Below are 24378 nucleotides of genomic sequence, written 5' to 3'. Positions count from 1 at the left end.
ATTACTTATGAATTTATTTTCAGCACATATCCATATCTACAGGTTTTTTCTAAACCTGTTTTTTATTTTCTTTTTTACAGCATCCACATTCGCACAGACGGCAAAAAGCATTCTTCTTCAGGAAAAGACAGCTGTTTCTGAAAACATTACTTATAAAAAAGACGGTACAGGTAAAGATCTTCTTCTGGATATTTACAAACCAAAAAATCCTACTGACAAAAAAATACCGGTTGTTATCTTCTTACATGGCGGAGCATGGGCTCTCGGTGACAAAATAATTACTCCGGATAATTATATTGAACAGACCATTTTAAAACTTACCGAAAAAAACTATGCGGTTTTAAGTGTCAATTACAGACTGGTGAGCGAAGATGTTCATTTCCCGGGTCCGGTTGAAGATTCCAAAGACGCGGTGCGATGGGTAAGAAAAAATGCCGAAAAATATGGTTTTGACCCGGAGAATATTGGTTTTTGGGGAGTTTCTGCAGGTGCACATCTTTCATTGCTTTCTGCGTATACTCCCGATAATGAATTTGTAGGAGATCCCGATCTTGCGAAATATTCCGGAAAGGTCAATTATGTGGTTGATAATTTCGGCCCTACCGATATCAACAAGCTTCTTCACACCCGAGCGCCAAAACCATTATTGTATATCGTAGGTTTAATAGCCGAAAAAATCATTGACATCAGATCAAAAATCGCTAAAGGAATAACAGGATATGACATTAATACAGACCGGAAAAAAGTGATAGAATTCAGCGAAAACATTTCTCCTATTAATTATACTCAAAATACCGTTCCTACCTTGATTCTGCACGGAAATAAAGACAAAGTAGCACCTCTGAAACATTCTAAAAGACTAGTAAAAATGCTGAAAAAAGCAAATACAGAAAATACTTTGATTGTAGTTGAAAAAGGTGATCATGGTTTTAAAACCATCGATAAAGCATACCAAAATGAATTGAATGATGCAATGGTGAATTTTATTATTGCGCACAAACAATAGCACTTTAATATTTAAGCATTAACTACCATAATTTTCCATAATAGAATGCAGCAGACCCTGTTCCATCTTGCCTTTTCAGGTTTTGATGATCTTTATTGCAAAAATAAATGTGGTCATTCATTCTTAGCCTCTTCTTTTTCTAAGATTTTCAATTCGTTTTATTTCATTTAAAAGCAAAGGAAAAGCAGGATGCGCCATTCCACCGTGATCAAAACCATCAAGTTCATATAAGGTAGTCTCTTTATGCCCTTTCAACTTCATCATTCGCCACATGTAAGCGTTTTCCTCGTAACGTCCGAGTAATTCTTTCTCTCGGTCTCCTGTAATTAAAAGTAAAGGAGGTGCATCGGCGCGGATAAAATGAAGCGGTGCCATGTCATCAATTCTTGCATCCAGCTCATCAATTCCTTTTTCTTTTCTGGTTGTAAAATGAGAAATCATCTGTCCGCTGAAGGGGATGATTCCTGCTAATTGATTGGCGTCAATTTTATATTTATTCAGATACGATTTATCCAAACCAACCATTATCGCAAGATAACCTCCCGCAGAATGTCCGGAAATGAAAACTAAATCTTCACTTCCTCCGTATTTTTTAATATTATTAAAAACCCATGCCGTTGCAGCTGCGGCATCTTCTATATATTTCGGGGCTTTTACCTTGGGAGAAAGCCTGTAATTGACACCTACCACAGCAATCCCTTTATTCTTTAGTTCTTCCGGAATTTCTTTTTGTCCACCTGTCAAACCTCCACCGTGAAACCAAATAACAGTGGGGAAGTTTTTTACATTTTTTGGGACATACAGATCAAGAACACATCTTTCATTAATATACACATCTGAACTGTTGGTTTGATGATCATAATAATGAATATTAGAAATAGTTTGATATTCCTGAGAAAATAATTTGAATGAAAACAATACAATTAATAGTAAGAAGAAGATTTTTTTCATTTTATTTTTTGGATTTAAGATGTGATGTGAATTTATAAAAAAACAGACTTTTGAGGAAAAATCTGTTTGTTAATTTGTGGTGAACTTGATTTTATATTTTCGTCAGCTTAGCATATTTCAAAATCAGGTTTTTCTCACCTTCATGTAAGAACACTACTTTTGCTTTAATATTTTGCGGATCGGTTCCATCTAAAAACTTCACTTCGCCTACGCCAAAACGGTCATGCCTCACCTTATCCCCCACTTCGATATCCTGAGAAGAAGCTCCGCTCGGATTAATGATTTTTGCGGTACTTACCGGTTTTAGTTTTCTCGGTTCAGCGGCAGGTTTGTCTTTCTCGCTTCGTTCAATGGTTTTCTTCTCCACTTTTCTGAAGCTTCTTGCTTCCGTGGGATATTCATCAAAAATATTGGAGGTAATCCCGGAATGATTGACAAAACGGCTCTCGATAGCAGGATTTAAGAGTTCTATATACTGCTCATCTACTTCACTTAAAAACCGCGAAGGCTCTGAATCGGTAATTTTCCCCCATTGAAAACGAGAAACCGCATAAGAGAAAAACACCTGTTTTTCTGCTCTCGTTAACGCCACATAAAACAATCTTCTTTCTTCTTCTAGATCTTCACGGGTTGTAGAGCTCATAAAGCTCGGAAATAAATTTTCTTCTAAACCAACGAGATGAACCACGGGAAACTCCAGCCCTTTGGAAAGATGAATCGTCATCAGGGAAACCATGTCTTCGTCATCATCTTTTCTCTGAGTATCTGCAGAAAGGGCGATATTTTCAAGGAAATTGGATAAACTTGGGTCACCGTCTTCCAGCTGCATCTGTTCTTCAATAAAACCCTGCATGGAATTCATCAATTCCTGGATATTTTCTACCCGTGAAATGCCTTCCGGAGTCTGATCGTCTTTTAAGAATTTGATCAGGCCGCTTCTCTTGGCGACTTCCATAGCTACGTTATACACTGTTTCTGTTTTCAGCAACACTTTAAATGCCTGAATCATAGACCAGAAATCACTCAGTTTCGTGATCACACCGTTATTAAATTTTAATTGCGGCGCGTACATCGTAAGATTGTCAAGTACTTTAGACACCGGAATATTCTGAGAATCGGCAAATACAATCAATTTATTCTGCGTCGTTTCGCCAATTCCTCTTGTAGGGTAATTGATGATTCTCATTAACGCTTCAGAATCATTTTCATTGATTAAAAGCCGAAGATAGGCAATGAGGTCTTTCACTTCTTTTCTTTGGTAGAAAGACAAACCGCCGTATACTTTATAAGGAATGTTTTTACGTCTTAAAGAGTCTTCAAAAGCCCGGGTCTGAGAATTGGTACGGTATAAAATTGAAAAGTCGCTGTATTTTCTCTGATCCCTGTTTCTTAGTTCCCAAATGTTTCCGGCCACGAAATTGGCTTCATCGGCATCAGAAAGCGAGCGGTATACTTTTATTTTATCCCCTTCTTCGTTATCACTGAACACATTTTTCTTGAATTGCTGCAGGTTTTTAGAGATGACAACATTGGCGGCATTCACGATATTTTGGGTAGAGCGGTAGTTTTGTTCCAGAGAAACCGTGATGGCTTCCGGATAATCTTTTTTGAAATTTAAAATATTATAAATATTGGCTCCACGGAACGAATAAATAGATTGTGCATCGTCTCCTACCACACAGATGTTTTCAAATTTTGAAGCCAGCGCTTTTACAATCAGATATTGGGAGTGATTGGTATCCTGGTACTCATCTACGAGAATATACCTGAAACGATCCTGATATTTTGCCAGAACTTCCGGAAACCGGGTTAATAATTCATTGGTTTTCAATAATAAATCATCAAAATCCATCGAGCCGTTTTTATAGCAGGCTTCGACATATTTTTCATAAATCTTCCCGATAAATTTCATGTTGGCTTTTTCATCCGCCTCCATTAATTCGGGATTATTAAAATAGGCTCTTACGGTGATAAGATTATTTTTATAATTGGAAATTCTTGCCTGAACTTTTTTAGGTTTGTATAAATCTGCATCAATATTCATGTCTTTCAGCACTTTTCTGATGACATTTAAAGAATCCTGCTGGTCATAAATGGTAAAATTGGAAGGATAACCTAAATAATGCGCTTCCATTCTCAGAATTCTTGCAAAAACAGAGTGGAAAGTTCCCATCCAGATGCTTTTTGCATTGCTTTGGCCCACTACTTTTGCGATACGTTCTTTCATTTCTTTTGCTGCCTTATTGGTAAAGGTAAGGGCCAGAATATTGAAAGGGTCTACTCCGTTGGTAATGAGGTGTGCGATACGCATGGTAAGTACACGCGTTTTCCCGGAACCCGCTCCCGCAAGCACCATTAAAGGCCCCTGTAAAGTGGTTACGGCGTCATATTGTGATTCATTGAGTCCTTTCAGATAATCCATACAGCAAAAAAATTTCGGAATACAAAATTAATGTATTATAAGGAGAATTCAAATTTTAGCGATTGCAGATCTTTAATTTTAAAAACAAAAAAATCAGCAAAAAATATTCTGCTGATTTTTATTTTGAAAACCTGTTTGTCTATTCTGTATATGATTTTATACGGTCTACCATATCTCCCAGATCAAATGGTTTTGCAATAAACGCATCTGCGCCTGCATCTAAAGCAGACTGTTCTAATCCTCTGCTTGCAGACATGATTAGGACAGGGATATCACGAAGGGTTTCATCCGCTTTTATAACTTTGCATATATCTCTTCCGTCTTCTCCTGAAAGCCACATATCCATCAGAATTACATTGGGTTTTGAATCGGCACTCAGGGTTTTAAGCATATCTGAACCTTTATAAAATTTTTCAATCTGAAATCCTTCAAAATCAAGCATCATCTCTATCGAATCTACAATGGCAGGACTGTCATCTACAACTACAACTTTTGCGGAACTATGCATTTTCTTTTACTTTTTTATTCTTCAGAATCTCGAAGCAAAAATCAGACCCTTTACCTTCTACTGAATGTACATAAATTCTTCCGCCGGTTCTTTTAATAATTTCTGAGGAGATGTATAGACCAAGCCCAAGTCCCGGAAAAGTATGTTCTTTGGAGCCACTTACCCGATAGTACTGTTCAAATACTTTAGCCTGCTTATCTTCCGGTATGCCGATTCCGAAATCTCTTACGCTGAATGTAATCCTGTTATTATCTTCCAGTAATGCGGAAACGTGAACTTCGCACGCATCCGGAGAATATTTGATGGCATTGCTTATTAAATTACTCATTACCTGAGAGATACGGTGTCTGTCTGCATACACTTCTCCTATAATAGATTTTTTGAGCATAATTTTATGCCTGGAACTCATCTGCTGTTCTGCGATCACCTCTTCTGTAAGCTGATCAAAATCGAAATACGATTCGTTGAGTTGAATTTTACCGTTCTGAATTTTGGTAACATCCAGTAAATCGCTGATCAAACCAGTAAGATGATCAATCTGAGAATCCATTTTTCTGGCTACGTCTGCATTTTTAATATCGTTCTTTCTGGCCAGGTTTTTCTCTATAAACTGAGTGTATAACTTAAGACTGGTAAGCGGTGTTTTGAGTTCGTGGCTTGCGATACCGAGAAAATTGTCTTTCTGGGTCTGCAGCTGTTTAAAATCGTCAATATCGGTAAATGTTCCGATCCATTGTTTTACATTTCCGTTTTCATCAAAAGTAGGCACTGCCCTTCCTAGAAACCATCTGTATATTTCAGGGTTTTTAAAGTCCTGAAATTCGTACTCTACTTCAAAAGGTTTTCCTGTTTTCACGCTTTCATTCCAAATTGCAGATACTTTTTTGAAGACCTCCGGTTTGATGATTTTTTTGAGTGATTCGTGCGGATCCGTATCTTTATCGAAACCCGTATACCGATACCAGTTTTCATTCATATACATGATTTTTCCTTTTTCATCACTCGTCCAGACAAACTGCGGCATAGAATCTGCCAGTTCTCTGAATTTTTCTTCTCTTATCTGAATTTCTGTTCTGGCAATGACAAGATCCGTAACATCTACCGCCATATTATAAATAGCATAGACTTCACCATTAGAATTTTTAAGCGGCTTATAGGAAAAATTGAAATAAAACGTCTGAAGTTTTCCGTCGACAACCAAATTTACACGGTCTTCTGTCGCCGTATATGTTTTTCCGGTTGCAAAAATATCTTTCAGAATACCTATAAATGGCTGACCTTCCAGCTCCGGAAGCGCATCTTCCAGTTTCATCCCGATTACCGAGCTGTCTTTACCCCATGTTTTTAGCATAAGCTCATTGGCAAGCTCGATATACAAGTCATCTGAGCGATATATAGCAATAGAATAATCTGATTTTGTGATAAGATCTTCAAATCGGTATTCACTTTCTTTCAGCTTTCTCTCAGAAATGACCTGATCTGTAACCTCTGTTGCCACCACACTAATGCCGATAATTTTCTGGTCACCATTATACACAGGCGCATAGATGAAGTTAAAAAAACGCTCTTCAAACTTGCCGTATTTTTCCAAAAAAATAGGCAGCCGGTCTCCGTTGAATATCTCACCTTTCTTATAAACACTGTCAAAAATTTCCTGAAAACCCTGATCTTTTATCTCCGGAAGTACCTCAAATATTGGTTTGCCGATGACCTCCTCATCTCTGTCCCAAAGCTCAAGAATCTGCGGATTGGCATTCTGTACAACAAGCTGGTCTCCTATAAGCAAACACATTGCAACGGGAGCCTGGCTGAATAAGGTAACAAGAGAATCCTGTGATACATTTTGTTCTAAAAAACTTTTCATTTCATATTGCTTTAAGGCATAATTAATTAAAACTGACTGATGTTTTCTAAAAGTAAAATAATTTACGTTTATAGACATACAAAACCCGTTTTTACTAATAAAAACGGGAGATAAAGTTATTAATAATTTATTGAAATTCTGCTCCGGAATGCACTAATTTAAATATTTTACATCATAAATTTTATGACTTATCATTCTGCATAAATATATTGAAGAATAAAACCTTCAGTATAATCCAGTAATTGAAATGCTTATTTTTAAAAATATATTATACTAAAGAAAGATTATCCATTCATGAATAATTTTTTATCATTCATGTAAGCAAACATCACATATTAAGAATTTTAACTACAAATAGATTAATAATTGTAACAATTAATGTATTTTTGAAACTAATTGACAAAACAATTTCTATTTATGAAAAAACGACTTCTTAGTGTTGCAGCAGCGGCCTTTTTTGGAGCAATGCTGAATGCACAGCAAATCAAATTCGAAGAATATGACTTACCAAACGGTTTACATGTAATTCTTCATCAGGATAATTCTGCACCGGTAGTTACAACCGGAGTAATGTATCATGTAGGAGCAAAAGACGAGGTAAAAGGAAGAACAGGTTTTGCACATTTTTTTGAACACCTTTTATTTGAAGGAACTCCTAACATCAAAAGAGGTGAGTGGTTTAAGATCGTTTCTTCAAACGGTGGGCAGAACAACGCAAATACAACCAACGACAGAACATATTACTACGAAACTTTCCCTTCCAACAATGAGCAGTTAGGTCTTTGGATGGAATCTGAGAGGCTGCGTCATGCAGAAATTAATCAGATCGGGGTAGATACGCAAAGAGAAGTGGTAAAAGAAGAAAAGAGACTGAGAATGGATAACCAGCCTTATGGAAATCTTTTCACAACCGTACAAAAAAACCTTTTCACCAACCACCCATACAACTGGCCTACAATCGGGTCTATGGAAGATCTTAACGGTGCAAAACTGGAAGAATTTCAGGCTTTTTATAAAAAATACTATGTTCCGAACAACGCTACTTTAGTGGTTGCAGGAGATATCAAACCTGAACAGACCAAAAAATGGATCCAGGAATATTACGGAGCCATCCCAAAAGGAACCCTTTATCCTAAAAATTTCCCGAAAGATGCACCTATCACTCAGGAAAAAGAAGTAACGGCTACTGATCCGAACATTCAGCTTCCAGCGTATGTTTTCGCATACAGAACACCGGCAAACAAAGAAAAAGATGCATACATTCTCGATATGCTTTCTTCTTATTTAAGCAGCGGGAAATCTTCTGTATTGTACAAAAAATTGGTAGATCAGGAGAAAAAAGCACTTCAGGTGCAGGCTTTCAACCAGGGTCTTGAAGATTACGGAATTTTTGCCTTCTTTGCCATTCCTATGGGAGCGACGACGAAGCAGACTTTACAGGCAGATATCGATGCGGAAATCAAAAAACTTCAGACAACTTTGATTTCTCAGGAAGATTATCAGAAATTACAGAATCAGTTTGAAAATCAGTTTGTGAATGCCAATTCAAGCATTCAGGGGATTGCTGCTTCTTTGGCAACCAATCACGTATTGATGGGAGATACCAACTTAATCAATAAAGAGATTGATATTTACAGATCGATCACAAAGCAAGATTTACAAAATGCTGCCAAAAAGTATCTGAATCCTAACCAAAGAGTAATCATTAATTACGTTCCTGAAAAAAAGTAATTTGATAAGAACTGAATTCTTCAAACAGGTTACTAAAAATTAAATTTTTACAAATGAAAAAGCAATTAACATATATAGCCGTAGCATTTTTATTCACAGGAATGCTTTCTGCACAAAAAATTGATATCAATGCGATGCCGAAACCGGGACCTACTCCCGCCATTAACATTGCAAAACCAAAAACTTTTCAGCTTAAAAACGGATTAACCGTAATGGTTGTTGAAAATAACAAACTGCCAAGAGTAAACATGAGCCTTTCTATGGACAGACAGCCGTATTATGAAGGTGCAGTTGCCGGAGTAAGCGACATCATGGCAGAACAGCTGGGTAACGGAACCACCACGCTAAGCAAAGACGAATTCAATAAAAAGATAGACTTTTTAGGAGCAAATCTTAATTTTTCTTCTTCAGGAGCAGCGTCTAACTCACTTTCAAAATATTTTCCTCAGGTACTTACTTTGATGTCTGATGCAATTATTAATCCTAAATTCTCGGCAGACGAAATTCAAAAATCAAAAGAAAGAGCAATCGAAAGCCTGAAAAGCGAAGAGAAGAATGCTTCTTCTATTGCAGGAAGAGTTTCTAACGCTTTGATGTACGGAAAAGACACTTCAAGAGGAGAGTTTGAAACCGTTGAAAGCGTAAATAAGATTCAGCTGGCTGATGTACAGAATACCTATAAAAAATATTACGCTCCGGATAATGCGTATCTTGTAATTGTAGGAGATGTAAAATATGACCAGGTAAAGCCAATGGTTGAAAAAGCATTCAGCAACTGGAAAAAAGCCAATACTACATTTGCACCTTTAGAGCCGGCTTCTAATGTTGCCAAAACTGAAATTGATGTAGTAGATGTACCTTCTGCAGTACAGTCTGTAGTTTCTGTAGGAAATATCAACAACCTTAAAATGAAGGATTCTAATTATTTCCCTGCAACCATTGCCAACTACATTCTTGGAGGTGGCGGTGAAGCTAGGCTTTTCATGAATCTTCGTGAGAAAAACGGATTTACTTACGGTGCCTATTCCAGCATGAGCGCAAGCAAATATTCCCCGGAATTTTCTGCTGAAGCAAGTGTAAGAAATGAAGTTACAGACAAAGCTGTAAAAGAATTCATGAACGAAATCAACGGCATCTCAACGGTGAAACCTGAAGAGTTGGCCAATGCAAAAGCAAAACTGAAAGGTAGCTTCATCATGTCTTTAGAGCAGCCTGCAACAATTGCAAGATTTGCGGTAAATCAGAAAGTTCAGGATCTTCCGGATGATTTTTATACCAATTATTTAAAATCAATCGATAAAGTAACCGCTGCTGATGTTTCGAACGCGGTAAAAACAACTGTTTTACCAAACCAAAGCAGAATTTTTATCGCAGGGAAAGCGTCTGAGATTTCTGAGGGATTAGAAAAATTAGGATATCCTGTAAAATATTATGACAGCAATGCCAATCCTGTCGGAAAGCCGATCACTCAAAAAGTTGATGGTAGTGTAACAGTAGCTTCTATTGCCGATAAATACATCAACGCGATTGGCGGAAAAGCAAATCTGGCGAAAGTAGCATCGTATACAATGACGGCCTCAATGGCTATGCAGGGCCAGAATATTGATTTCAAAGTCATTAAAGCGCAGGGCGGAAAAGAAGCCAATACTGTGATGGCAATGGGACAGGTTGTTCAAAAGCAGGTTTTTGACGGAACTCAGGGATATTCTGAGCAAATGGGGAAAAAAGTGCCGATGACTAAAGAAGAAGTGGCAGAACATCTTAAAAATCCTGAGCTTTTTGACGAATTGGCGTTTGCAAAGTCTCCGGAATATAAACTGGCAGGAATTGAGAAAATCAACGGTGAAGATTCTTACGCAATCAAAGGGAATGATAAAACCTATTATTATAGCGTAAAAACAGGTTTAAAAACAGGATCTACCGAGATGGTAAAAGCTCAGGGACAGCAAATAAGTGTTCCGACGACATATTCTGATTATAAAGATGTGGCAGGAGTTAAAATGCCTTACACAGTTACCATGAGCCAAATGGGAATGGATATGACCATGAATGTAAAATCATACGAGGTAAATCAGGCAAAAGATTCTGACTTCAAATAAGAACCAATATACAGTTTGAAACGGCGGCCATGGCCGCCGTTTTTTATTTTTACCTAATCTTATGAATCTTATTTTGCTGTTCCGCAAAAAAAGATTAAATTTGCCCATTCAAAAAGATATCAGAATTAATGGATACTATATTTATACTATTGATGGTTCTTATTATGATTGCCAGTGTTTTATTGGTAATTGTTGTTATGGCTCAGAACCCAAAAGGAGGCGGTCTTTCAAGTACATTTGGCGGTGCATCTTCTGCACAGTTCGGCGTACAGAGAACCAATGATTTCATGGAAAAAGCAACCTGGACGCTGGGTGCGGTCATCATCGTACTGATCCTGATCAGTGTCGTGGTAACCGGTAAACCTTCACAGACTGTCCCTATTCCGCAGAATCCTTCGAAAACAGAAGCTCCTGCCGGTAAAGCAGATCCTGCTTCTACCACCAAAGTTCCGGTAAAAACTCCGGCACCTACAAAATAAAGATTTAATGCTTACAAATATTTAAGCCACTCAAAAGAGTGGCTTTTTTTTATTTTAATTTTATGAGTTCAATTTTATGCCGGAGTTTCAAACCTGCTTTTAAGAAAGAATACTGCAAAGGTTTACTTTTTTTATAATATTTATCAATGAAAATCTGCATTGCCCCATAGAATCTTTCAAGATAAACCTCATCTTTTATAGTACTTTCACCTTTATGATGAAGAATTGAAGCTTTTCCATAATAATAATTCCTGAAACCCCGATTAAGAAATGTAAAGCAGAGATCTATATCTTCTCCGTACATAAAATAAGATTCGTCTAAACCGCCTGCTTTTTCATACACTTCCTTTTTTGCCAGAAAAAAAGCGCCCGTAATCACATCTACTTCGGCAATATCAAATTCACCAATATCATTTCTGTAATATGATTTTAAATTTTTCTTTTTAAAATTGGTAAAAAGCTTTTCAAATGAATTAAACATATCGGGAACCGAGCGTTTGCTTTCAGGCAGGAAGTTCCCTTCTGCGTCGTGCATTCTTACACCAAGACAGCCAAATTGAGGCTTAGAATCTGCAAAATTCAGAATATCTTTCATATAAAAACCTTCAAATTCCGTATCCGGATTCAGAATTAAAACATATTCTCCCTTCGCTGTTTTTACCGCTGCATTATTGGCCTTAGAAAATCCCGAATTTTCTTTAGAAGCAATAAAATTCACTTCCGGAAATTCCGCAATAAGATCTCTCCAGGATTTGTCTTCAGAATTATTATCAATGACGATCACTTCATAATTAATCCCTGAAATATATTTTTGGATAGACCGCAGACAATTTCTGAGCAGTTGCGAAACATTATAATGAACAATAATAACAGACAGCTTCATACTTCTTTAATCCTTTTCGTTATAAGGAAGCCTGTTGACAATAGACCTTCCCAGAGAAATCTCATCTGCATATTCCAGTTCATCTCCTACGGAAATCCCTCGTGCGATGCTTGAAAATTTAATCCCGAAACTTTTAAATTTTTTATAAATATAATAAGCGGTGGTGTCTCCTTCCATCGTGGCACTCAGAGCAAAAATAAATTCTTTTGCTCTCCCTTCCAGGAATTTCTTCTCAATACTTTTTATATTGAGCTGATTAGGGCCCACTCCTTCCATCGGAGAAATCTTCCCTCCTAATATTAAATATTTTCCCGTGTATTTTCCCGTGTTTTCAATAGCGATCACATCACGCACATCTTCTACGATACATATGATCTCATCGCTTCTTTTATGGTTGCTGCAAATTTCACAAATTTCAAAATCTGAAAAATTATGACACTCTTTGCAGTATTTGATTTCGTTGACAAGACTGATGATAGAACTTCCCAGACTCGTCGCTTGTGAATTGGGCTGTTTGAGCAAATGAAGCGCTAAACGCAAAGCGGTTTTCCTTCCTATACCCGGAAGTCCGGATATTTCTTCCACTGCTTTTGCCAATACTTTACTAGGATAATCCATACGTACAAAAATAAGGATTATCGTGATAACATGCGAATAGTCACTGATCAATTATCAAAGAAATCTACCATAAATGATGAATAATTGTTCTGAAATTTATAAATCAATACCATGATAAATCCTTTTAACACAATTAAACTCTGAAAAACCTTTATCTTTGAATACGAATATTAACCTGAAAAAATTAAAACGAAAATGGTACTCAACAATCTTAATTATCCGCTGGATTTTAAATTCAAAATCACAACACTCGCCAGTGATTTCAACATTACAGACAGGAACGGAAACTACGTAGCGTATGTACGCCAGAAAATGTTTAAGCTAAAAGAAGATGTTGTTGTTTTCAATGATGAAAGTAAAACAAAAGAACTTTTCAGAATTCAGGCCAATCAGTGGATTGATTTCAACGCTTCGTATTCAATTAAGGATGCTATCAATACAAAAAACTTTGGCAGACTGGCCAGAAAAGGGATGCGTTCTATCTGGAAATCGACATATGATGTGCTGGATGAAGCCGATCAGCAGAAATTTACCATTACCGAAGACAATGCATGGATAAAATTCTTCGACGGAATGGTAGGAGAAATCCCTGTAATCGGAATGTTTACCGGATATTTTCTAAATCCTACATATACCGTAAAAGGAATTGACGGTAAAGAATATTTTAAGCTGAAGAAAATGCCTTCTATGTTTGGAAGAAGATTTCAGCTCGACAGATTGGTAGACATTGATGATGAAGATGAAAGCCTTGTGGTTTTGTCTTTACTGATGATGGTTCTTTTAGAAAGATCAAGAGGATAAATTAATAGAGTACACTATGAAATATTGTATCATTTTCTTTTCAGCATTTTTATTAATTGCCTGCAAAAAAGACAAGGAAGCAATTTCTCCTTCAGTACATAAAGATTCCGCTACGTCAGTTCATGATTCTGTAACAGTACAGTCTCCTGCAGAAAAAGTAGAGGTAGATGTTTTTCCTTTTCCGAAAGAAATCAAAGAATGTTCCTGTTATTTTGCAAAAAACAGATCAGATTTTGAAAGCGAAAAGTATATTTATGCGGATGACGCGGCAAAAACCGCGTATATGAAACTCGACGGAAAACGTTTAGCTTTAAATCTTATCTCTTCTAGCGACATGGAAAATGATGAAGTATTGAGTAAAGAAATTGAAAATGAAAATTACAAAATCTCTGTACAAGGTAAAAAAGTAAAGCATGAAGAAGCGCTGATTTTTGAAGGTACTTTGACGATTGAAAAAGCAGACGGAGCGATTATCACGATGCCTATTTATGGTGAATGCGGATGTTGAATAATTAGTAATTAGTAATTAGTAATTAGTAATTAGTGAAAAAAATGCTTCTGGATTTCAGGGGCATTTTTTTATTTGTAATTTTGAGAAAAATAAACGTATGGAACTATCTAATATAGAACCGCAAATCATCTGGAAGAATTTTTCCAAATTAAATGCGGTACCGAGACCTTCAAAAAAAGAAGAAAAAGTAATTGCATTCATTAAAGATTTTGGGGAAAGCTTAAACTTGGAAACTACCGTAGATGAGGTAGGAAATGTAATTATTAAAAAACCGGCCACCTCCGGAATGGAAGACCGTAAATCTATCGTCCTTCAGTCACATCTGGATATGGTTTGCCAGAAAAACAATGATGTGAATTTTGATTTTGAAACGGAAGGCATCAATATGGAGATTGACGGAGACTGGGTCAAAGCAAAAGGCACCACTTTAGGAGCCGATAACGGTTTGGGAGTCGCAACCATCATGTCGATATTAGAAAGCTCAGACATTCCGCATCCTGCTTTGGAAGCTTTGTTTACCATTGATGAAGAAACGGGAATGACCGGAGCTTTGGGTTTAAAACCCGGTCAGTTAACCGGAGATATTTTATTGAATCTTGATACGGAAGAAGATGACGAAATCGACATCGGCTGTGCAGGAGGAATTGATGTGACCATCGCTCAAAACTATGCCACAGAAGCTGCAAACGGACAAACTGTAAAAATTGAAGTGAAAGGCCTTCAAGGAGGGCACTCCGGAATGGATATTCATAAAGGATTTGGAAATGCAAATGTTATTTTAGGGAGATTGCTTTACAAAGGACTGCAGAACGAAAATATCCAACTCATCTCTATTGACGGGGGCGGACTGAGAAATGCGATCCCGAGAGAAGCTTCCGCAATTGTTTCTGTAAGAAATGCACAGGAATTTATTGATGAGTTAAGCAATGGCCTGAGAACAGAAATATTGGAAGAATTTACTACTGTTGAACCTCATATCAACATCAATATAGAACATGCATCAAGTGCTGAAAAAGCCTTATCCGAATCTGATTCAAAAAAAATTATTCTCACCTTAAAATCACTTCATAATGGGGTGTACAGAATGAGTCCTGATGTAAAAGATTTGGTAGAAGCTTCAAATAATATCGCAAGAGTAGAACTACAAAGTGGCCATCTGAAAATTCTAAACCTTTCCAGATCTTCGGTAGATTCTTCGAAAGATTCTGTTGCAGAACAGTTAAAATCTGTTGCAGAACTAGCGGGAATGAATGTGGAATTCAGCGGCTCTTATCCTGGCTGGAAGCCAAAACCGGGTTCGGAGATTGTTCAGCTGATGGAAAAAATCTATACTGAAAAATTCTCGGAAAAACCTCACGTCGTAGCCTGTCACGCAGGATTGGAATGCGGAATTATCGGTGCAAACTATCCTGAAATGGAAATGGTAAGTTTTGGGCCCACCATCAGAGGTGCACATTCTCCTGATGAGAAAGCAAATATTCGTTCTGCACAGAAATTCTGGGCATTCCTGAAGGATATCCTGGCAAATATTCCTAAGAAATAGAAATCGTTTTATCCATAATAAAACTCCTGAAGAAAATCTTCAGGAGTTTTATTATTTTTAGATCTAAAATTTCTAAGGATAAGGAGCAATCTCCACTTCCAGGCCTTCCATTTCATCAGCAATATGCAATTGGCAACCCAATCTGCTGTTTTCTTTCACATGGAAAGCTTCGCCCAACATGGCATCTTCTTCATCGCCCATGTCTGTCAAGCCCGGATCATTGATGACGTAAACCTGACAGGATGCGCACATCGCCATTCCTCCACACACTCCGATTGTACCTTCTTCTGCCAATTCGTACGAACGGATGATTTCCATCAAATTCATAGACATATCTGTCGGCGCGACTACTTCGTGGGTAACTCCTTCCCTATCGGTGATTTTAATATTGATATCTGACATAATTGCGCAAAATTAGTCAATTTTTTTCACAACCGCTTTCTCAGCTTCCTTACGGCTTCCGTCAAAACCGTCTACTCCGCTTACTGTTGTATATTTTAAAACGTATTTTTTTCCGGGATTCAATCTATTGTACACACTTTGACACATCAAAGTCGCCTCATGGAAACCACAAAGAATTAATTTTAATTTTCCGGGATAAGTATTGATATCTCCGATTGCGTAAATTCCTTCGATATTAGTTTGATAATCAAGAGCATTGTTGACAACGATTGCATTTTTCTCAATCTGCATTCCCCATTGTGCGATTTCTCCCAATTTAGGAGTCAGTCCGAAAAGCGGAATAAAATAATCTGTTTCAATATCATATGCTTCCTGTCCATCGATTTCTACCGTAATGGCTTCCACTTTTCCATTGCCTTTAATGGCAGTAACTTCTGCAGGAGTAATTAATTTAATTTTTCCTTCGTTTTTCAGATCCTGCACTTTTTCTACAGAATCTAGAGCGCCACGAAACTCATTTCTTCTGTGAATTAAGGTAACTTCACTGGCCACGTTGGATAAAAAAACACTCCAATCCAGTGCAGAATCTCCACCTCCGGCAATGACCACTCTTTTGTTTCTGAAATGTTCAGGCTCTTTCACAAAATATTCAAGGCCTTTTTCTTCATAATCAGCAATATTGTCCATGGCAGGTTTTCTAGGTTCAAAAGTTCCTAATCCTCCTGCGATTGCAATCGCTTTTGCTCTGTGTACGGTTCCTTTATTAGTTATCACCTCAAACCATTCATCATCTATTTTAGAATACGAAACCGCTGTTTCTCCCAAAGTAAACCCAGGCTGAAACTGCTTGATCTGCTCCATTAAATTATCTACAAGTTCCCCTGCATTTACAGAAGGATAACCGGGAATATCAAAAATAGGTTTTTTAGGGTATAATTCTGCCAACTGTCCTCCAGGTTGAGGAAGCGCATCAATAATGTGGCACTTCATTTTAAGCAATCCTGCTTCAAATACGGCAAAAAGTCCGGTGGGTCCCGCTCCTATAATCAATATGTCAGTTGTTATCATAATATAGAGATAATTTAATTATATATACCCGCAAATTTACTAATTTTAATGCGAAGCATATTTAATTCAGTCTAAATAAAAAGCTGAGATTTATCAAAAGATCTTAAAAATCTGGCTGTAAAAATTTGGCAGTGTTTTTGTAAATTTAACACATGAAGAAATTTATTACAATTATCGCCTTATTTTCCTTCCTTACCGGGTTTGCCCAAATTACTAATATTGCAGACGGTGAATCTCTTACACTCAGGATTCATTATGGTTTTCTGAATGCAGGAATGGCTAATCTCACTGCAAAAAAAACAAATTATAAAGGTGTTCCGCATTTGTATGTGAAAGGAACCGGACAAACAACCGGTGCTGTAAAAGCCTTTTTCAAAGTGGAAGATTTATACGAAAGCTACATCAATATGTCAACGGAATTGCCGAGCTATTATGTAAGAAATGTAAAAGAAGGTGGTTATACACAACATTTACAGACGGTTTTCAATCATGATAACAATACCCTTGTTTTAACAGATAAGAAAAAGTCTTCGAACAATTCGAGAGTGGTAAAATCGGTAAAAGGCGTGCAGGATATGCTTTCATGCTTCTATTATTTAAGAAGCAAAACCACCGCTGAGCTGAGAACAGGAACCGTAATCAACATGAATGTTTGGATTGATGATGAAATGTTTCCATTTCAGCTGAAAGTAGTAGGAACAGAAAACCTGAAAACAAAATTCGGGACCATTAATTGTTTAAAGATAATTCCATCCGTAAAAAGCGGAAGAGTTTTTAAAGCCAAAGAAGGCGTTACCATGTGGGTTTCCAATGATGCCAATCACGTTCCGATGATGCTAAAGGCAGAACTGGCGGTAGGCTCTTTAAAAGCAAGTATCGATGATTATAAAAATGTAAAATACCCATTAAAATTTATAAAATAAATTAATCCTTCTATTAAAATGTCTGTATATTTCACAGACTTTTTTTTTACATGCATGTAACAGATTGAAGGTTGTGGTTGTTCTATTTTTATAAAACGTACCATGAAGAATCTATTACTGCTGTTTTTTGTCATTATTTCAGGCCTTGCTATTGCCCAGAAAAAAGAAGATGCCGCTATTGTAAGAAAGCAAATCATCATTACCAAAACAGCCTCTTCTCCAAAAATAGACGGTATTCTAAATGATGAAGAATGGAAAAGCGCACCTGTTGCCACCCATTTTATCGAAAGGAATCCAAATAACGGAAAACCACAGGCAGATTCTATTAAAACTGAAGTCAAAATTTTATATGATGATACCGGAATTTATTTTGGCGCGCAAATGTACGACCCGGAACCCGGCAAAATTGCTAGAGAACTCACCGAAAGAGACGGAATCAGTAATGATGATTTTTTTGGCATTACCTTAAATGGCTACAATGATAAACAACAGAGCTTAGAATTTGTAGTTACCGCCGCCGGAGTTCAGTTTGATGCTAAAATAACTACAGATGGAGAAGACGGTTCCTGGAACTCAATCTGGTACAGCGGCGCAAAAATAAATGAAAAAGGATGGGCGGTGGAAATGAAAATTCCCTACTCCGAATTGCGGTTCCCGAAAAGTAATGTTCAGGAATGGGGCATGAATATGTTCCGAAGAATTCAGAGAATAAAAGCTTCCTATGACTGGAATTTCGTAGATAATGCGAAAAATTCTTACACCCTTTTTGACGGAGTTCTGCAAGGTATGGAAAACATCAATACGCCTACCCGATTATCTTTTACACCTTATTTCTCAACATACATCAACAGTTTTGACGGAAAAACTACGGCAAATTTCAATGGAGGAATGGATGTAAAATACGGAATCAATGATGCTTTCACCTTTGATATGACATTGATTCCCGATTTCGGACAGGCCAATTTTGATAATTCAATATTAAATTTAACGCCTTTTGAACAGCAGTTTTCGGAACAGAGAACTTTTTTCACAGAAGGCACCGAACTTTTCAGCAAAGGCGGCATGTTTTATTCCAGAAGAGTGGGCGGAGAACCTTCCCGATATCCTGTAACCGCAGAACATGAAGAAGTCCTGGAATATCCTTCAAAAGTAAAATTATTCAATGCCTTTAAAATCTCGGGACGAACAAAAGGTGGATTGGGAATCGGTTTTTTCAATGGAGTTACCCAGGAAATGGAAGCTACGGTCATTAATACGGAAACCGGAACGACCAGAAAAGAAATTGTAGAACCGTGGAGCAATTATAATGTTTTGGTTTTTGATCAGAGATTCAGCGGAAATTCTTCAGTTTCCGTGGTAAATACCAATGTTACCCGAGACGGAAATTTTCGTGATGCCAATTCTACAGGGATTCTCTGGGATTTAATCAATAAAAAAAACACGTATAAAACCTTTGGAAGCCTTAAAGGAAGTTGGGTAATGGATGAAGGTACAACATTCGGGACCCGCGGTGAAGCAGGAATAGAAAAAATTGCCGGTAAACACCGTTTTAACATCAACGGAAATATGACCACGAAGAATTGGGATATCAATGATCTCGGGTTTTCTACCAGAACCAATTTTGCCAACTATAATGCATGGTACGGGTACAGGATTCTGCAACCCACTGAGAAACTGAATAATATGTATCTAAACTTTAATCTTAATTATTTCCATCGGCTGGAACCTTTTCTCAATTCAAATTTCGTATTTAACAATAACAACAGCTTCACCGATAAAAAATTCAGGGTTTTCGGTGGCGGTATAGAGGCTACACCTTTCGGGCAGAATGATATTTATGAGCCCAGAACAGAAGGGAGATTTCTCAAAATTCCGGCATACTTTGACACTTGGGTCTGGTTTGAAAGTGACAGCCGAAAAAAGCTGCAGTATAATTTTACCGTTGATTATTACGCTTTTAATGAAACCGGCAGAAATCAGGTTTTCACCAATTTCGGGTTGCGTTACAGATTCTCAGACCGGTTTAATGTGCATTGGAGCTTTAATCCCAGTTTCAGCAATAATGAAAACGGATTTGCAGGAAAGGACAACGGAGAAATTTTCATAGGAAGAAGACAAAGAAATACATATGAGAATGCTCTGACTTCAAAATATACCTTTAACGAAAAAACGGCTTTGACTTTAACGTTTCGTCATTATTTTTCAGATGTTACGTATAAGCAATTCTATACTTTGAATCATGATGGAACTTTAGCAGACACCAACAGCTTTACCAGAAACTTAAACGGAACATACAACGCATGGAACGTAGATTTGAGATTCTCCTGGTGGTTTGCCCCGGGAAGCCAACTGACCTTATTATACAGAAACGCAACGTCTAATTATCTGGATATTTCCAGGCTAAATGTGACAAAAAACTACACTATGCTCTTTAATGAATCGATGGTCAATAATTTTTCTCTGAAACTTACTTATTTTATAGATTACAACCGTTTAAAAAAGCTGATCAACAAAAAGAATGTTAAGAGCTAATCAGCACATTGATCTGTTATCAAAAAAAACCAACCTCTGAAATCCAGAGGTTGGTTTAAAAATTAAACCGGATGAGTTCTAAGCTCATTTGAGCAATTCTTATATTGTACAGAATGTATTCTGCGATTTATAAGATTTTCATCATTTGTGTCTTTGCATTTGTGTTTTTAACCTTTTTTACGAAATCTAATCTCATCATTTGTGTTTTCAGAACGAATTCCAGTTTAATATCATCTGTTATTAAATAACCATATATTTCAATTAATTTCTACTCAACATTCCTGTATGTATTACAGAGCTTATACGCTCTGTAATTACATAAGGATTTCATCATTGTGCCTACATTTGTGTTTTTAACCTTTTACGAAATTTAATCTCATCATTTGTGTTTTCAGAACTAAATTTTGTTTTCAGTATATCTTCCGATTTACTTATACAAAAGTAGTATCTATTGCATCACAAAAAGCGTAAATAGCTACGATATATATCGCCGCGGCTGTAGATATTTTTCTACAAAATATACATTGGGAACTAAGAAGTTGAGGCATGAATAAGCCCTGGAAATACTGCAGATTAATAGTAATTTTTAATCAGGTCAATAAGCTCTACAATGTTTTCAATGTTCAGTTTGTCAAACATTCTTTTTTTAAGCGTGCTTACGGTATTTTGTTTAATGTCAAGTTTATTTGCAATTTCGAGATTGCCGTACCCTTCTGCATACAGCTCTGCAATCTGAAGCTCTCGTTCAGTCAATGCATTAAAGGGATTGATAAAAGCAGGGTTCTGTAGTGAATGTAATAAAAGATTCTGGGTTACTGCTGAAATATACTTTCCATCCCGAATCATCGTAAGAATAGCGTGTTTTATTTCGCTTTCTTCATTCATCTTACTGAGAAATCCATTAACGCCTGCGTTTATATATTTTAATGAGTGAGTCTCCTCATCGATTCCTGTGAATATCAAAATTTTAGTTTCGGGACTTATTTTTTTAATTTCAGGCACTATACTGAGGCTGTTTCCATCAGGAAAATTGGCATCAATAATCGCAATATCGATGGGATGATTATTAAAATTCTCTAAAGTCTGTTGCAAATTTGAGGCCTGAAAAACCGTAAAATCAATATCTATTTCCTCTAGAAGAAAAATGATCCCCTGTCTGATGAGGGCGTGATCATCGGCAAGAAGAAACTGCAGAGGCTTATTTTCTAGCTGGCTCATGAATGACGGTTTAAATTGATTGAAAATATAACGGTAGTCCCTTTATTTGGTGTACTCGAAACGGATATTTCCCCTCCATACAACTCAACAATTTCCTTACACAAACTCAATCCGAGTCCTGCACCTAGATTTTCTACCTGATCTGATAATATTCCCTGATAATACGGCTCAAATATTTTCTCTAAATCAGATTTGGAGATTCCTGCTCCGGTATCACTTATTGTCGTAGTAAGTCCCACGGTTTTATCATTTACAGATTGTATGGCAGAAGTGACGGTAATTTGCCCGTTTTCGGTAAACTTATTGGCATTTCCGAGAATATTCATAAAAATCTGATTGATTTTGGTATTATCAGAATGCACCATTATTTCGGGATCGATAGTCTCATTGATGATGAGTGTATTGTTTCTGGTTTCAATATACGGTTCAATAGCGGTTAAAATAGATTGTATTTCATTTTTAAGATTAAAAACTGTCGGTATCAATTTATTTTCCACATGCTGGTTTTTGGTATATTCCAGAATCTGATTGGCTTGCATCAGTAAGGTATTGTTGGTAAAGCTTATCGATTTTAGATATTCTTTTACAGTATCATCGTTAGTTTTATTTTGAATCCGGTTAATAAAAATGCCTATAATTTTAAGGGGAGATCTGAGTTCGTGGCTCAACATTCCTAAAATCCTGTTTTTAAAATTCAGGTTTTCATTAATCTGCTGATTGGCAGCATTCAGTTTCCATTCGTAGATAAATGCTATTCTGGTAAAATACATGATCAATATGGAAACAATAAACATAAGGATGATTAATCCGAATACTAAATACGTTCTGATCTTATTATTTTTCGAATTTTGCGCGGTATATTCTTTTTCTAGATCTGATTTTGAATCTTTTATGGCAAAATCATAGACATTCATAAGACCATTGCTGTAGACCAGCAGATTGTTGAAGGTAGTATAGAATTTACTGCTGTTGTTTTTACCTTTATCAGCGCCTAATTGTATTTTTTGAACCTCTTTATAATAATGATTGTTTACAGAATTGATGATACTATCCAGCTCCATTCTCATTTCCTCAGCGTCAAAAGGTTTTCCGTTTTTTACAGTGATTACCGTACTGTCTTTCCTTACATTTTCTTTTCCGGATATGGCATCTTTTAACCGTCCGAATATTCCTTTTTTAACAATTGTATCCTTATAAGTTTGCTTTTCTATATTGAACTTGTTAAAGTCATAATCGATGTTGTACTTCTTAAGCTTCGGAAATTCCTGATTATTGTTAAAATTTGATGCGATAGAAAACTCGTAGGTCGAATCTATTAATAATTTTAAATTCTTAATAGGGGTAGAAAAATTCTTTTTTGAGGATAAAATATCCTTCAGCCTGGGATTTTTATATTTGAAATTGCTGATGCTGTCGAGATTTTTACCTAATATATTGAGGGATGAAAAATACGATTTCAGATACTGGTCATCTTCACTCAATAAGAAATTCTGAAAACTATTCTGGGCATTCAGAAGCTCTTTTCTTGAGTTATCCGTCAAATTCTCTAAAGAATGGATTTCCTTTAATTGTTTTTCAAAAAAGCTTAACTTTTTCCTGTTTATAAATTCATTGTAAAAAAATGCCGCAATGGTTACCTGTATTAATAAAATACATAATATAAGAGAATAATGAACAATTTTTCTCCATTTAAAGTTCAACAAATTTTTAAACATTTTTGTGTAAATTATGATCTTATAAATCTGAAAAAAACCTGTTAAAATAATTTTACAGGGTCTCTCATTGCAGGCAGTTACTCTGTTATAACGTCTTAAACTGCTCTAATGTTCTGATATCATTTTCAAAAAACATTCTGATGTCACTCATCTGGTAAAGAAGCATGACAATTCTCTCGATGCCCATCCCAAAAGCATATCCTGAATATTTTTCAGAATCGATATTTACGTTTTTAAGTACGGCAGGATCTACCATTCCGCATCCCATAATTTCCAGCCAGCCGGTTCCTTTTGTAATTTTATAATCAGTTTCAGAATTAAGTCCCCAATATACGTCAATTTCAGCACTGGGCTCTGTGAAAGGGAAATAAGAAGGTCTCATCCTGATCTTAGACTTTCCGAAAAGCTCAGTGGTAAAAAACTGTATCGTCTGTTTCATATCGGCAAAGCTCACCTTTTCATCAATATACAATCCTTCGATCTGATGAAAAATGCAGTGGGAACGAGAAGAAACGGCTTCGTTTCTGAACACTCTTCCCGGAGATAAAATCCTTATCGGAGGCTGATTTTCTTCCATATACCGGATCTGTACAGAAGAGGTATGGGTCCTCAGCAGAATATCGGGATTCTGCTCGATAAAAAAAGTGTCCTGCATATCTCTCGCCGGATGATATTCCGGTAAGTTGAGTGCGGTAAAATTATGCCAGTCATCTTCGATTTCCGGGCCGTCTGCAACAGCAAACCCTATAGATTTAAAGATTTCAATAATTCTGTTTTTTACCAGATTGATAGGATGTCTGGAACCCAGATCTAAAGGAAAAGCAGGTCTTGTAAGATCTTCCTTTTCGGCCATAACAGAAGATTCTGAAGTATTTTTAAAATCTTCAAGTTTAGCTGCAACAGCCTGCTTCAGGGTATTTATTTTCTGTCCGAAGTCTTTTTTCTGGTCATTAGGAATCGTTTTCAGTGTTTCGTAGAAATCATTCAACACGCCTTTTTTACCGTTGTACTTGATCCGGAAGTTTTCTATCTCATCTTTGGATGTCCCGCTGAAGCTGTTTACCTCTGTCAATAATTCTTCTATCTTTTCTATCATTATTGTAA

General features: G+C 36.6%; 20 protein-coding genes. 9 read left to right on the top strand and 11 right to left on the bottom strand.

Features of this window, described 5'->3' with window-relative positions; genetic code table 11:
- Positions 1 to 7 precede the first annotated feature (7 nt).
- Positions 8 to 1006 (top strand): alpha/beta hydrolase, encoded by a 999-nt coding sequence (locus N0B16_RS01090; RefSeq protein ID WP_262988875.1) that lies wholly within the window; start codon positions 8 to 10, stop codon positions 1004 to 1006.
- A 123-nt stretch (positions 1007 to 1129) separates the two neighbouring features.
- Here N0B16_RS01090 and N0B16_RS01085 read toward each other — a convergent pair whose 3' ends face one another.
- The 4 genes from N0B16_RS01085 to N0B16_RS01070 form a co-directional block, all read right to left on the bottom strand.
- The gene (locus N0B16_RS01085) at positions 1130 to 1957 is read right to left on the bottom strand and encodes an alpha/beta hydrolase (protein WP_262988874.1); all 828 of its coding nucleotides are present in this window, start codon (positions 1955 to 1957) and stop codon (positions 1130 to 1132) included.
- A 91-nt stretch (positions 1958 to 2048) separates the two neighbouring features.
- Complete coding sequence (locus N0B16_RS01080) at positions 2049 to 4379, bottom strand: ATP-dependent helicase (RefSeq protein WP_262988873.1); 2331 nt, start codon at positions 4377 to 4379, stop codon at positions 2049 to 2051.
- Positions 4380 to 4518: 139 nt separating this feature from the next.
- A complete protein-coding gene (locus tag N0B16_RS01075; RefSeq protein WP_262988872.1) occupies positions 4519 to 4887 on the bottom strand; it encodes a response regulator in 369 nt (122 codons plus the stop codon).
- Entirely contained in the window at positions 4880 to 6829 is a 1950-nt protein-coding gene (locus N0B16_RS01070; RefSeq protein ID WP_262988871.1) for a PAS domain-containing sensor histidine kinase, read from the bottom strand. Before N0B16_RS01070 ends, N0B16_RS01075 begins: the two co-directional genes overlap by 8 nt.
- 339 nt (positions 6830 to 7168) lie before the next feature.
- Between N0B16_RS01070 and N0B16_RS01065 the strand changes: the two genes are divergently transcribed.
- The 3 genes from N0B16_RS01065 (at position 7169) to secG (ending at position 11060) form a co-directional block, all read left to right on the top strand.
- Positions 7169 to 8482: a M16 family metallopeptidase gene (locus N0B16_RS01065; RefSeq protein WP_262988870.1), complete on the top strand. Its 1314-nt coding sequence runs from the start codon at positions 7169 to 7171 to the stop codon at positions 8480 to 8482.
- Positions 8483 to 8535: 53 nt separating this feature from the next.
- Positions 8536 to 10581, top strand: coding sequence for a M16 family metallopeptidase (locus N0B16_RS01060; RefSeq protein WP_262988869.1), 2046 nt, complete (start codon positions 8536 to 8538; stop codon positions 10579 to 10581).
- A 128-nt stretch (positions 10582 to 10709) separates the two neighbouring features.
- Entirely contained in the window at positions 10710 to 11060 is a 351-nt protein-coding gene (secG, locus tag N0B16_RS01055) for a preprotein translocase subunit SecG (protein ID WP_262988868.1), read from the top strand.
- 49 nt (positions 11061 to 11109) lie between these two features.
- Here secG and N0B16_RS01050 read toward each other — a convergent pair whose 3' ends face one another.
- Together N0B16_RS01050 and recR are read right to left on the bottom strand one after the other, a co-directional pair.
- Positions 11110 to 11943 carry a glycosyltransferase family 2 protein gene (locus N0B16_RS01050; protein ID WP_262988867.1) on the bottom strand — a complete coding sequence of 278 codons (834 nt, stop codon included), beginning with the start codon at positions 11941 to 11943 and terminating at the stop codon, positions 11110 to 11112.
- 6 nt (positions 11944 to 11949) lie between these two features.
- Positions 11950 to 12561 (bottom strand): recombination mediator RecR, encoded by a 612-nt coding sequence (gene recR / locus N0B16_RS01045; RefSeq protein WP_262988866.1) that lies wholly within the window; start codon positions 12559 to 12561, stop codon positions 11950 to 11952.
- Between the two features lie 195 nt (positions 12562 to 12756).
- On the opposite strand from recR, the gene N0B16_RS01040 reads away from it, so the two are divergent.
- From N0B16_RS01040 to N0B16_RS01030, 3 genes are all read left to right on the top strand, one after another.
- Positions 12757 to 13362: an LURP-one-related family protein gene (locus tag N0B16_RS01040; protein WP_262988865.1), complete on the top strand. Its 606-nt coding sequence runs from the start codon at positions 12757 to 12759 to the stop codon at positions 13360 to 13362.
- A 16-nt stretch (positions 13363 to 13378) separates the two neighbouring features.
- On the top strand, positions 13379 to 13870 hold the full coding sequence (locus N0B16_RS01035) for a hypothetical protein (RefSeq protein ID WP_262988864.1): 492 nt from the start codon (positions 13379 to 13381) through the stop codon (positions 13868 to 13870).
- Positions 13871 to 13970: 100 nt separating this feature from the next.
- A complete protein-coding gene (locus N0B16_RS01030) occupies positions 13971 to 15416 on the top strand; it encodes an aminoacyl-histidine dipeptidase (protein WP_262988863.1) in 1446 nt (481 codons plus the stop codon).
- Positions 15417 to 15488: 72 nt separating this feature from the next.
- Here the strand turns inward: N0B16_RS01030 and N0B16_RS01025 are convergent, their stop codons facing one another.
- Both N0B16_RS01025 and N0B16_RS01020 read right to left on the bottom strand, forming a co-directional pair.
- Positions 15489 to 15818 carry a 2Fe-2S iron-sulfur cluster-binding family protein gene (locus tag N0B16_RS01025; RefSeq protein WP_262988861.1) on the bottom strand — a complete coding sequence of 110 codons (330 nt, stop codon included), beginning with the start codon at positions 15816 to 15818 and terminating at the stop codon, positions 15489 to 15491.
- Between the two features lie 12 nt (positions 15819 to 15830).
- Positions 15831 to 16886, bottom strand: coding sequence for an NAD(P)/FAD-dependent oxidoreductase (locus tag N0B16_RS01020; protein ID WP_262988860.1), 1056 nt, complete (start codon positions 16884 to 16886; stop codon positions 15831 to 15833).
- A 152-nt stretch (positions 16887 to 17038) separates the two neighbouring features.
- Here N0B16_RS01020 and N0B16_RS01015 point away from each other — a divergent pair, with 152 nt between their 5' ends.
- Both N0B16_RS01015 and N0B16_RS01010 read left to right on the top strand, forming a co-directional pair.
- Complete coding sequence (locus tag N0B16_RS01015; RefSeq protein ID WP_262988859.1) at positions 17039 to 17809, top strand: DUF3108 domain-containing protein; 771 nt, start codon at positions 17039 to 17041, stop codon at positions 17807 to 17809.
- A 102-nt stretch (positions 17810 to 17911) separates the two neighbouring features.
- Positions 17912 to 20341, top strand: a complete 2430-nt coding sequence (locus N0B16_RS01010; RefSeq protein ID WP_262988858.1) for a DUF5916 domain-containing protein — start codon at positions 17912 to 17914, stop codon at positions 20339 to 20341.
- A 573-nt stretch (positions 20342 to 20914) separates the two neighbouring features.
- Here the strand turns inward: N0B16_RS01010 and N0B16_RS01005 are convergent.
- From N0B16_RS01005 to pheS, 3 genes are all read right to left on the bottom strand, one after another.
- Positions 20915 to 21559 carry a response regulator gene (locus tag N0B16_RS01005; protein WP_262988857.1) on the bottom strand — a complete coding sequence of 215 codons (645 nt, stop codon included), beginning with the start codon at positions 21557 to 21559 and terminating at the stop codon, positions 20915 to 20917.
- On the bottom strand, positions 21556 to 23100 hold the full coding sequence (locus N0B16_RS01000; RefSeq protein ID WP_262988856.1) for a sensor histidine kinase: 1545 nt from the start codon (positions 23098 to 23100) through the stop codon (positions 21556 to 21558). Before N0B16_RS01000 ends, N0B16_RS01005 begins: the two co-directional genes overlap by 4 nt.
- A gap of 259 nt (positions 23101 to 23359) precedes the next feature.
- Positions 23360 to 24370, bottom strand: coding sequence for a phenylalanine--tRNA ligase subunit alpha (gene pheS / locus N0B16_RS00995; protein ID WP_262988855.1), 1011 nt, complete (start codon positions 24368 to 24370; stop codon positions 23360 to 23362).
- Positions 24371 to 24378 lie beyond the last annotated feature (8 nt).

This window comes from Chryseobacterium gilvum (assembly GCF_025628965.1).
In the GTDB taxonomy this organism is placed as follows: Bacteria; Bacteroidota; Bacteroidia; order Flavobacteriales; family Weeksellaceae; genus Chryseobacterium; species Chryseobacterium gilvum.
The sequence above is the reverse complement of the archived record's forward strand: the minus strand, read 5'-3'. Positions and strand labels throughout refer to the sequence as shown.

Coding starts and splice junctions, on each gene's coding strand:
- N0B16_RS01090 (WP_262988875.1), top strand. CDS start 8: ATGAATTTATTTTCAGCACATATCCATATCTACAGGTTTTTTCTAAAC.
- N0B16_RS01085 (WP_262988874.1), bottom strand. CDS start 1,957: ATGAAAAAAATCTTCTTCTTACTATTAATTGTATTGTTTTCATTCAAA.
- N0B16_RS01080 (WP_262988873.1), bottom strand. CDS start 4,379: ATGGATTATCTGAAAGGACTCAATGAATCACAATATGACGCCGTAACC.
- N0B16_RS01075 (WP_262988872.1), bottom strand. CDS start 4,887: ATGCATAGTTCCGCAAAAGTTGTAGTTGTAGATGACAGTCCTGCCATT.
- N0B16_RS01070 (WP_262988871.1), bottom strand. CDS start 6,829: ATGTCTATAAACGTAAATTATTTTACTTTTAGAAAACATCAGTCAGTT.
- N0B16_RS01065 (WP_262988870.1), top strand. CDS start 7,169: ATGAAAAAACGACTTCTTAGTGTTGCAGCAGCGGCCTTTTTTGGAGCA.
- N0B16_RS01060 (WP_262988869.1), top strand. CDS start 8,536: ATGAAAAAGCAATTAACATATATAGCCGTAGCATTTTTATTCACAGGA.
- secG (WP_262988868.1), top strand. CDS start 10,710: ATGGATACTATATTTATACTATTGATGGTTCTTATTATGATTGCCAGT.
- N0B16_RS01050 (WP_262988867.1), bottom strand. CDS start 11,943: ATGAAGCTGTCTGTTATTATTGTTCATTATAATGTTTCGCAACTGCTC.
- recR (WP_262988866.1), bottom strand. CDS start 12,561: ATGGATTATCCTAGTAAAGTATTGGCAAAAGCAGTGGAAGAAATATCC.
- N0B16_RS01040 (WP_262988865.1), top strand. CDS start 12,757: ATGGTACTCAACAATCTTAATTATCCGCTGGATTTTAAATTCAAAATC.
- N0B16_RS01035 (WP_262988864.1), top strand. CDS start 13,379: ATGAAATATTGTATCATTTTCTTTTCAGCATTTTTATTAATTGCCTGC.
- N0B16_RS01030 (WP_262988863.1), top strand. CDS start 13,971: ATGGAACTATCTAATATAGAACCGCAAATCATCTGGAAGAATTTTTCC.
- N0B16_RS01025 (WP_262988861.1), bottom strand. CDS start 15,818: ATGTCAGATATCAATATTAAAATCACCGATAGGGAAGGAGTTACCCAC.
- N0B16_RS01020 (WP_262988860.1), bottom strand. CDS start 16,886: ATGATAACAACTGACATATTGATTATAGGAGCGGGACCCACCGGACTT.
- N0B16_RS01015 (WP_262988859.1), top strand. CDS start 17,039: ATGAAGAAATTTATTACAATTATCGCCTTATTTTCCTTCCTTACCGGG.
- N0B16_RS01010 (WP_262988858.1), top strand. CDS start 17,912: ATGAAGAATCTATTACTGCTGTTTTTTGTCATTATTTCAGGCCTTGCT.
- N0B16_RS01005 (WP_262988857.1), bottom strand. CDS start 21,559: ATGAGCCAGCTAGAAAATAAGCCTCTGCAGTTTCTTCTTGCCGATGAT.
- pheS (WP_262988855.1), bottom strand. CDS start 24,370: ATGATAGAAAAGATAGAAGAATTATTGACAGAGGTAAACAGCTTCAGC.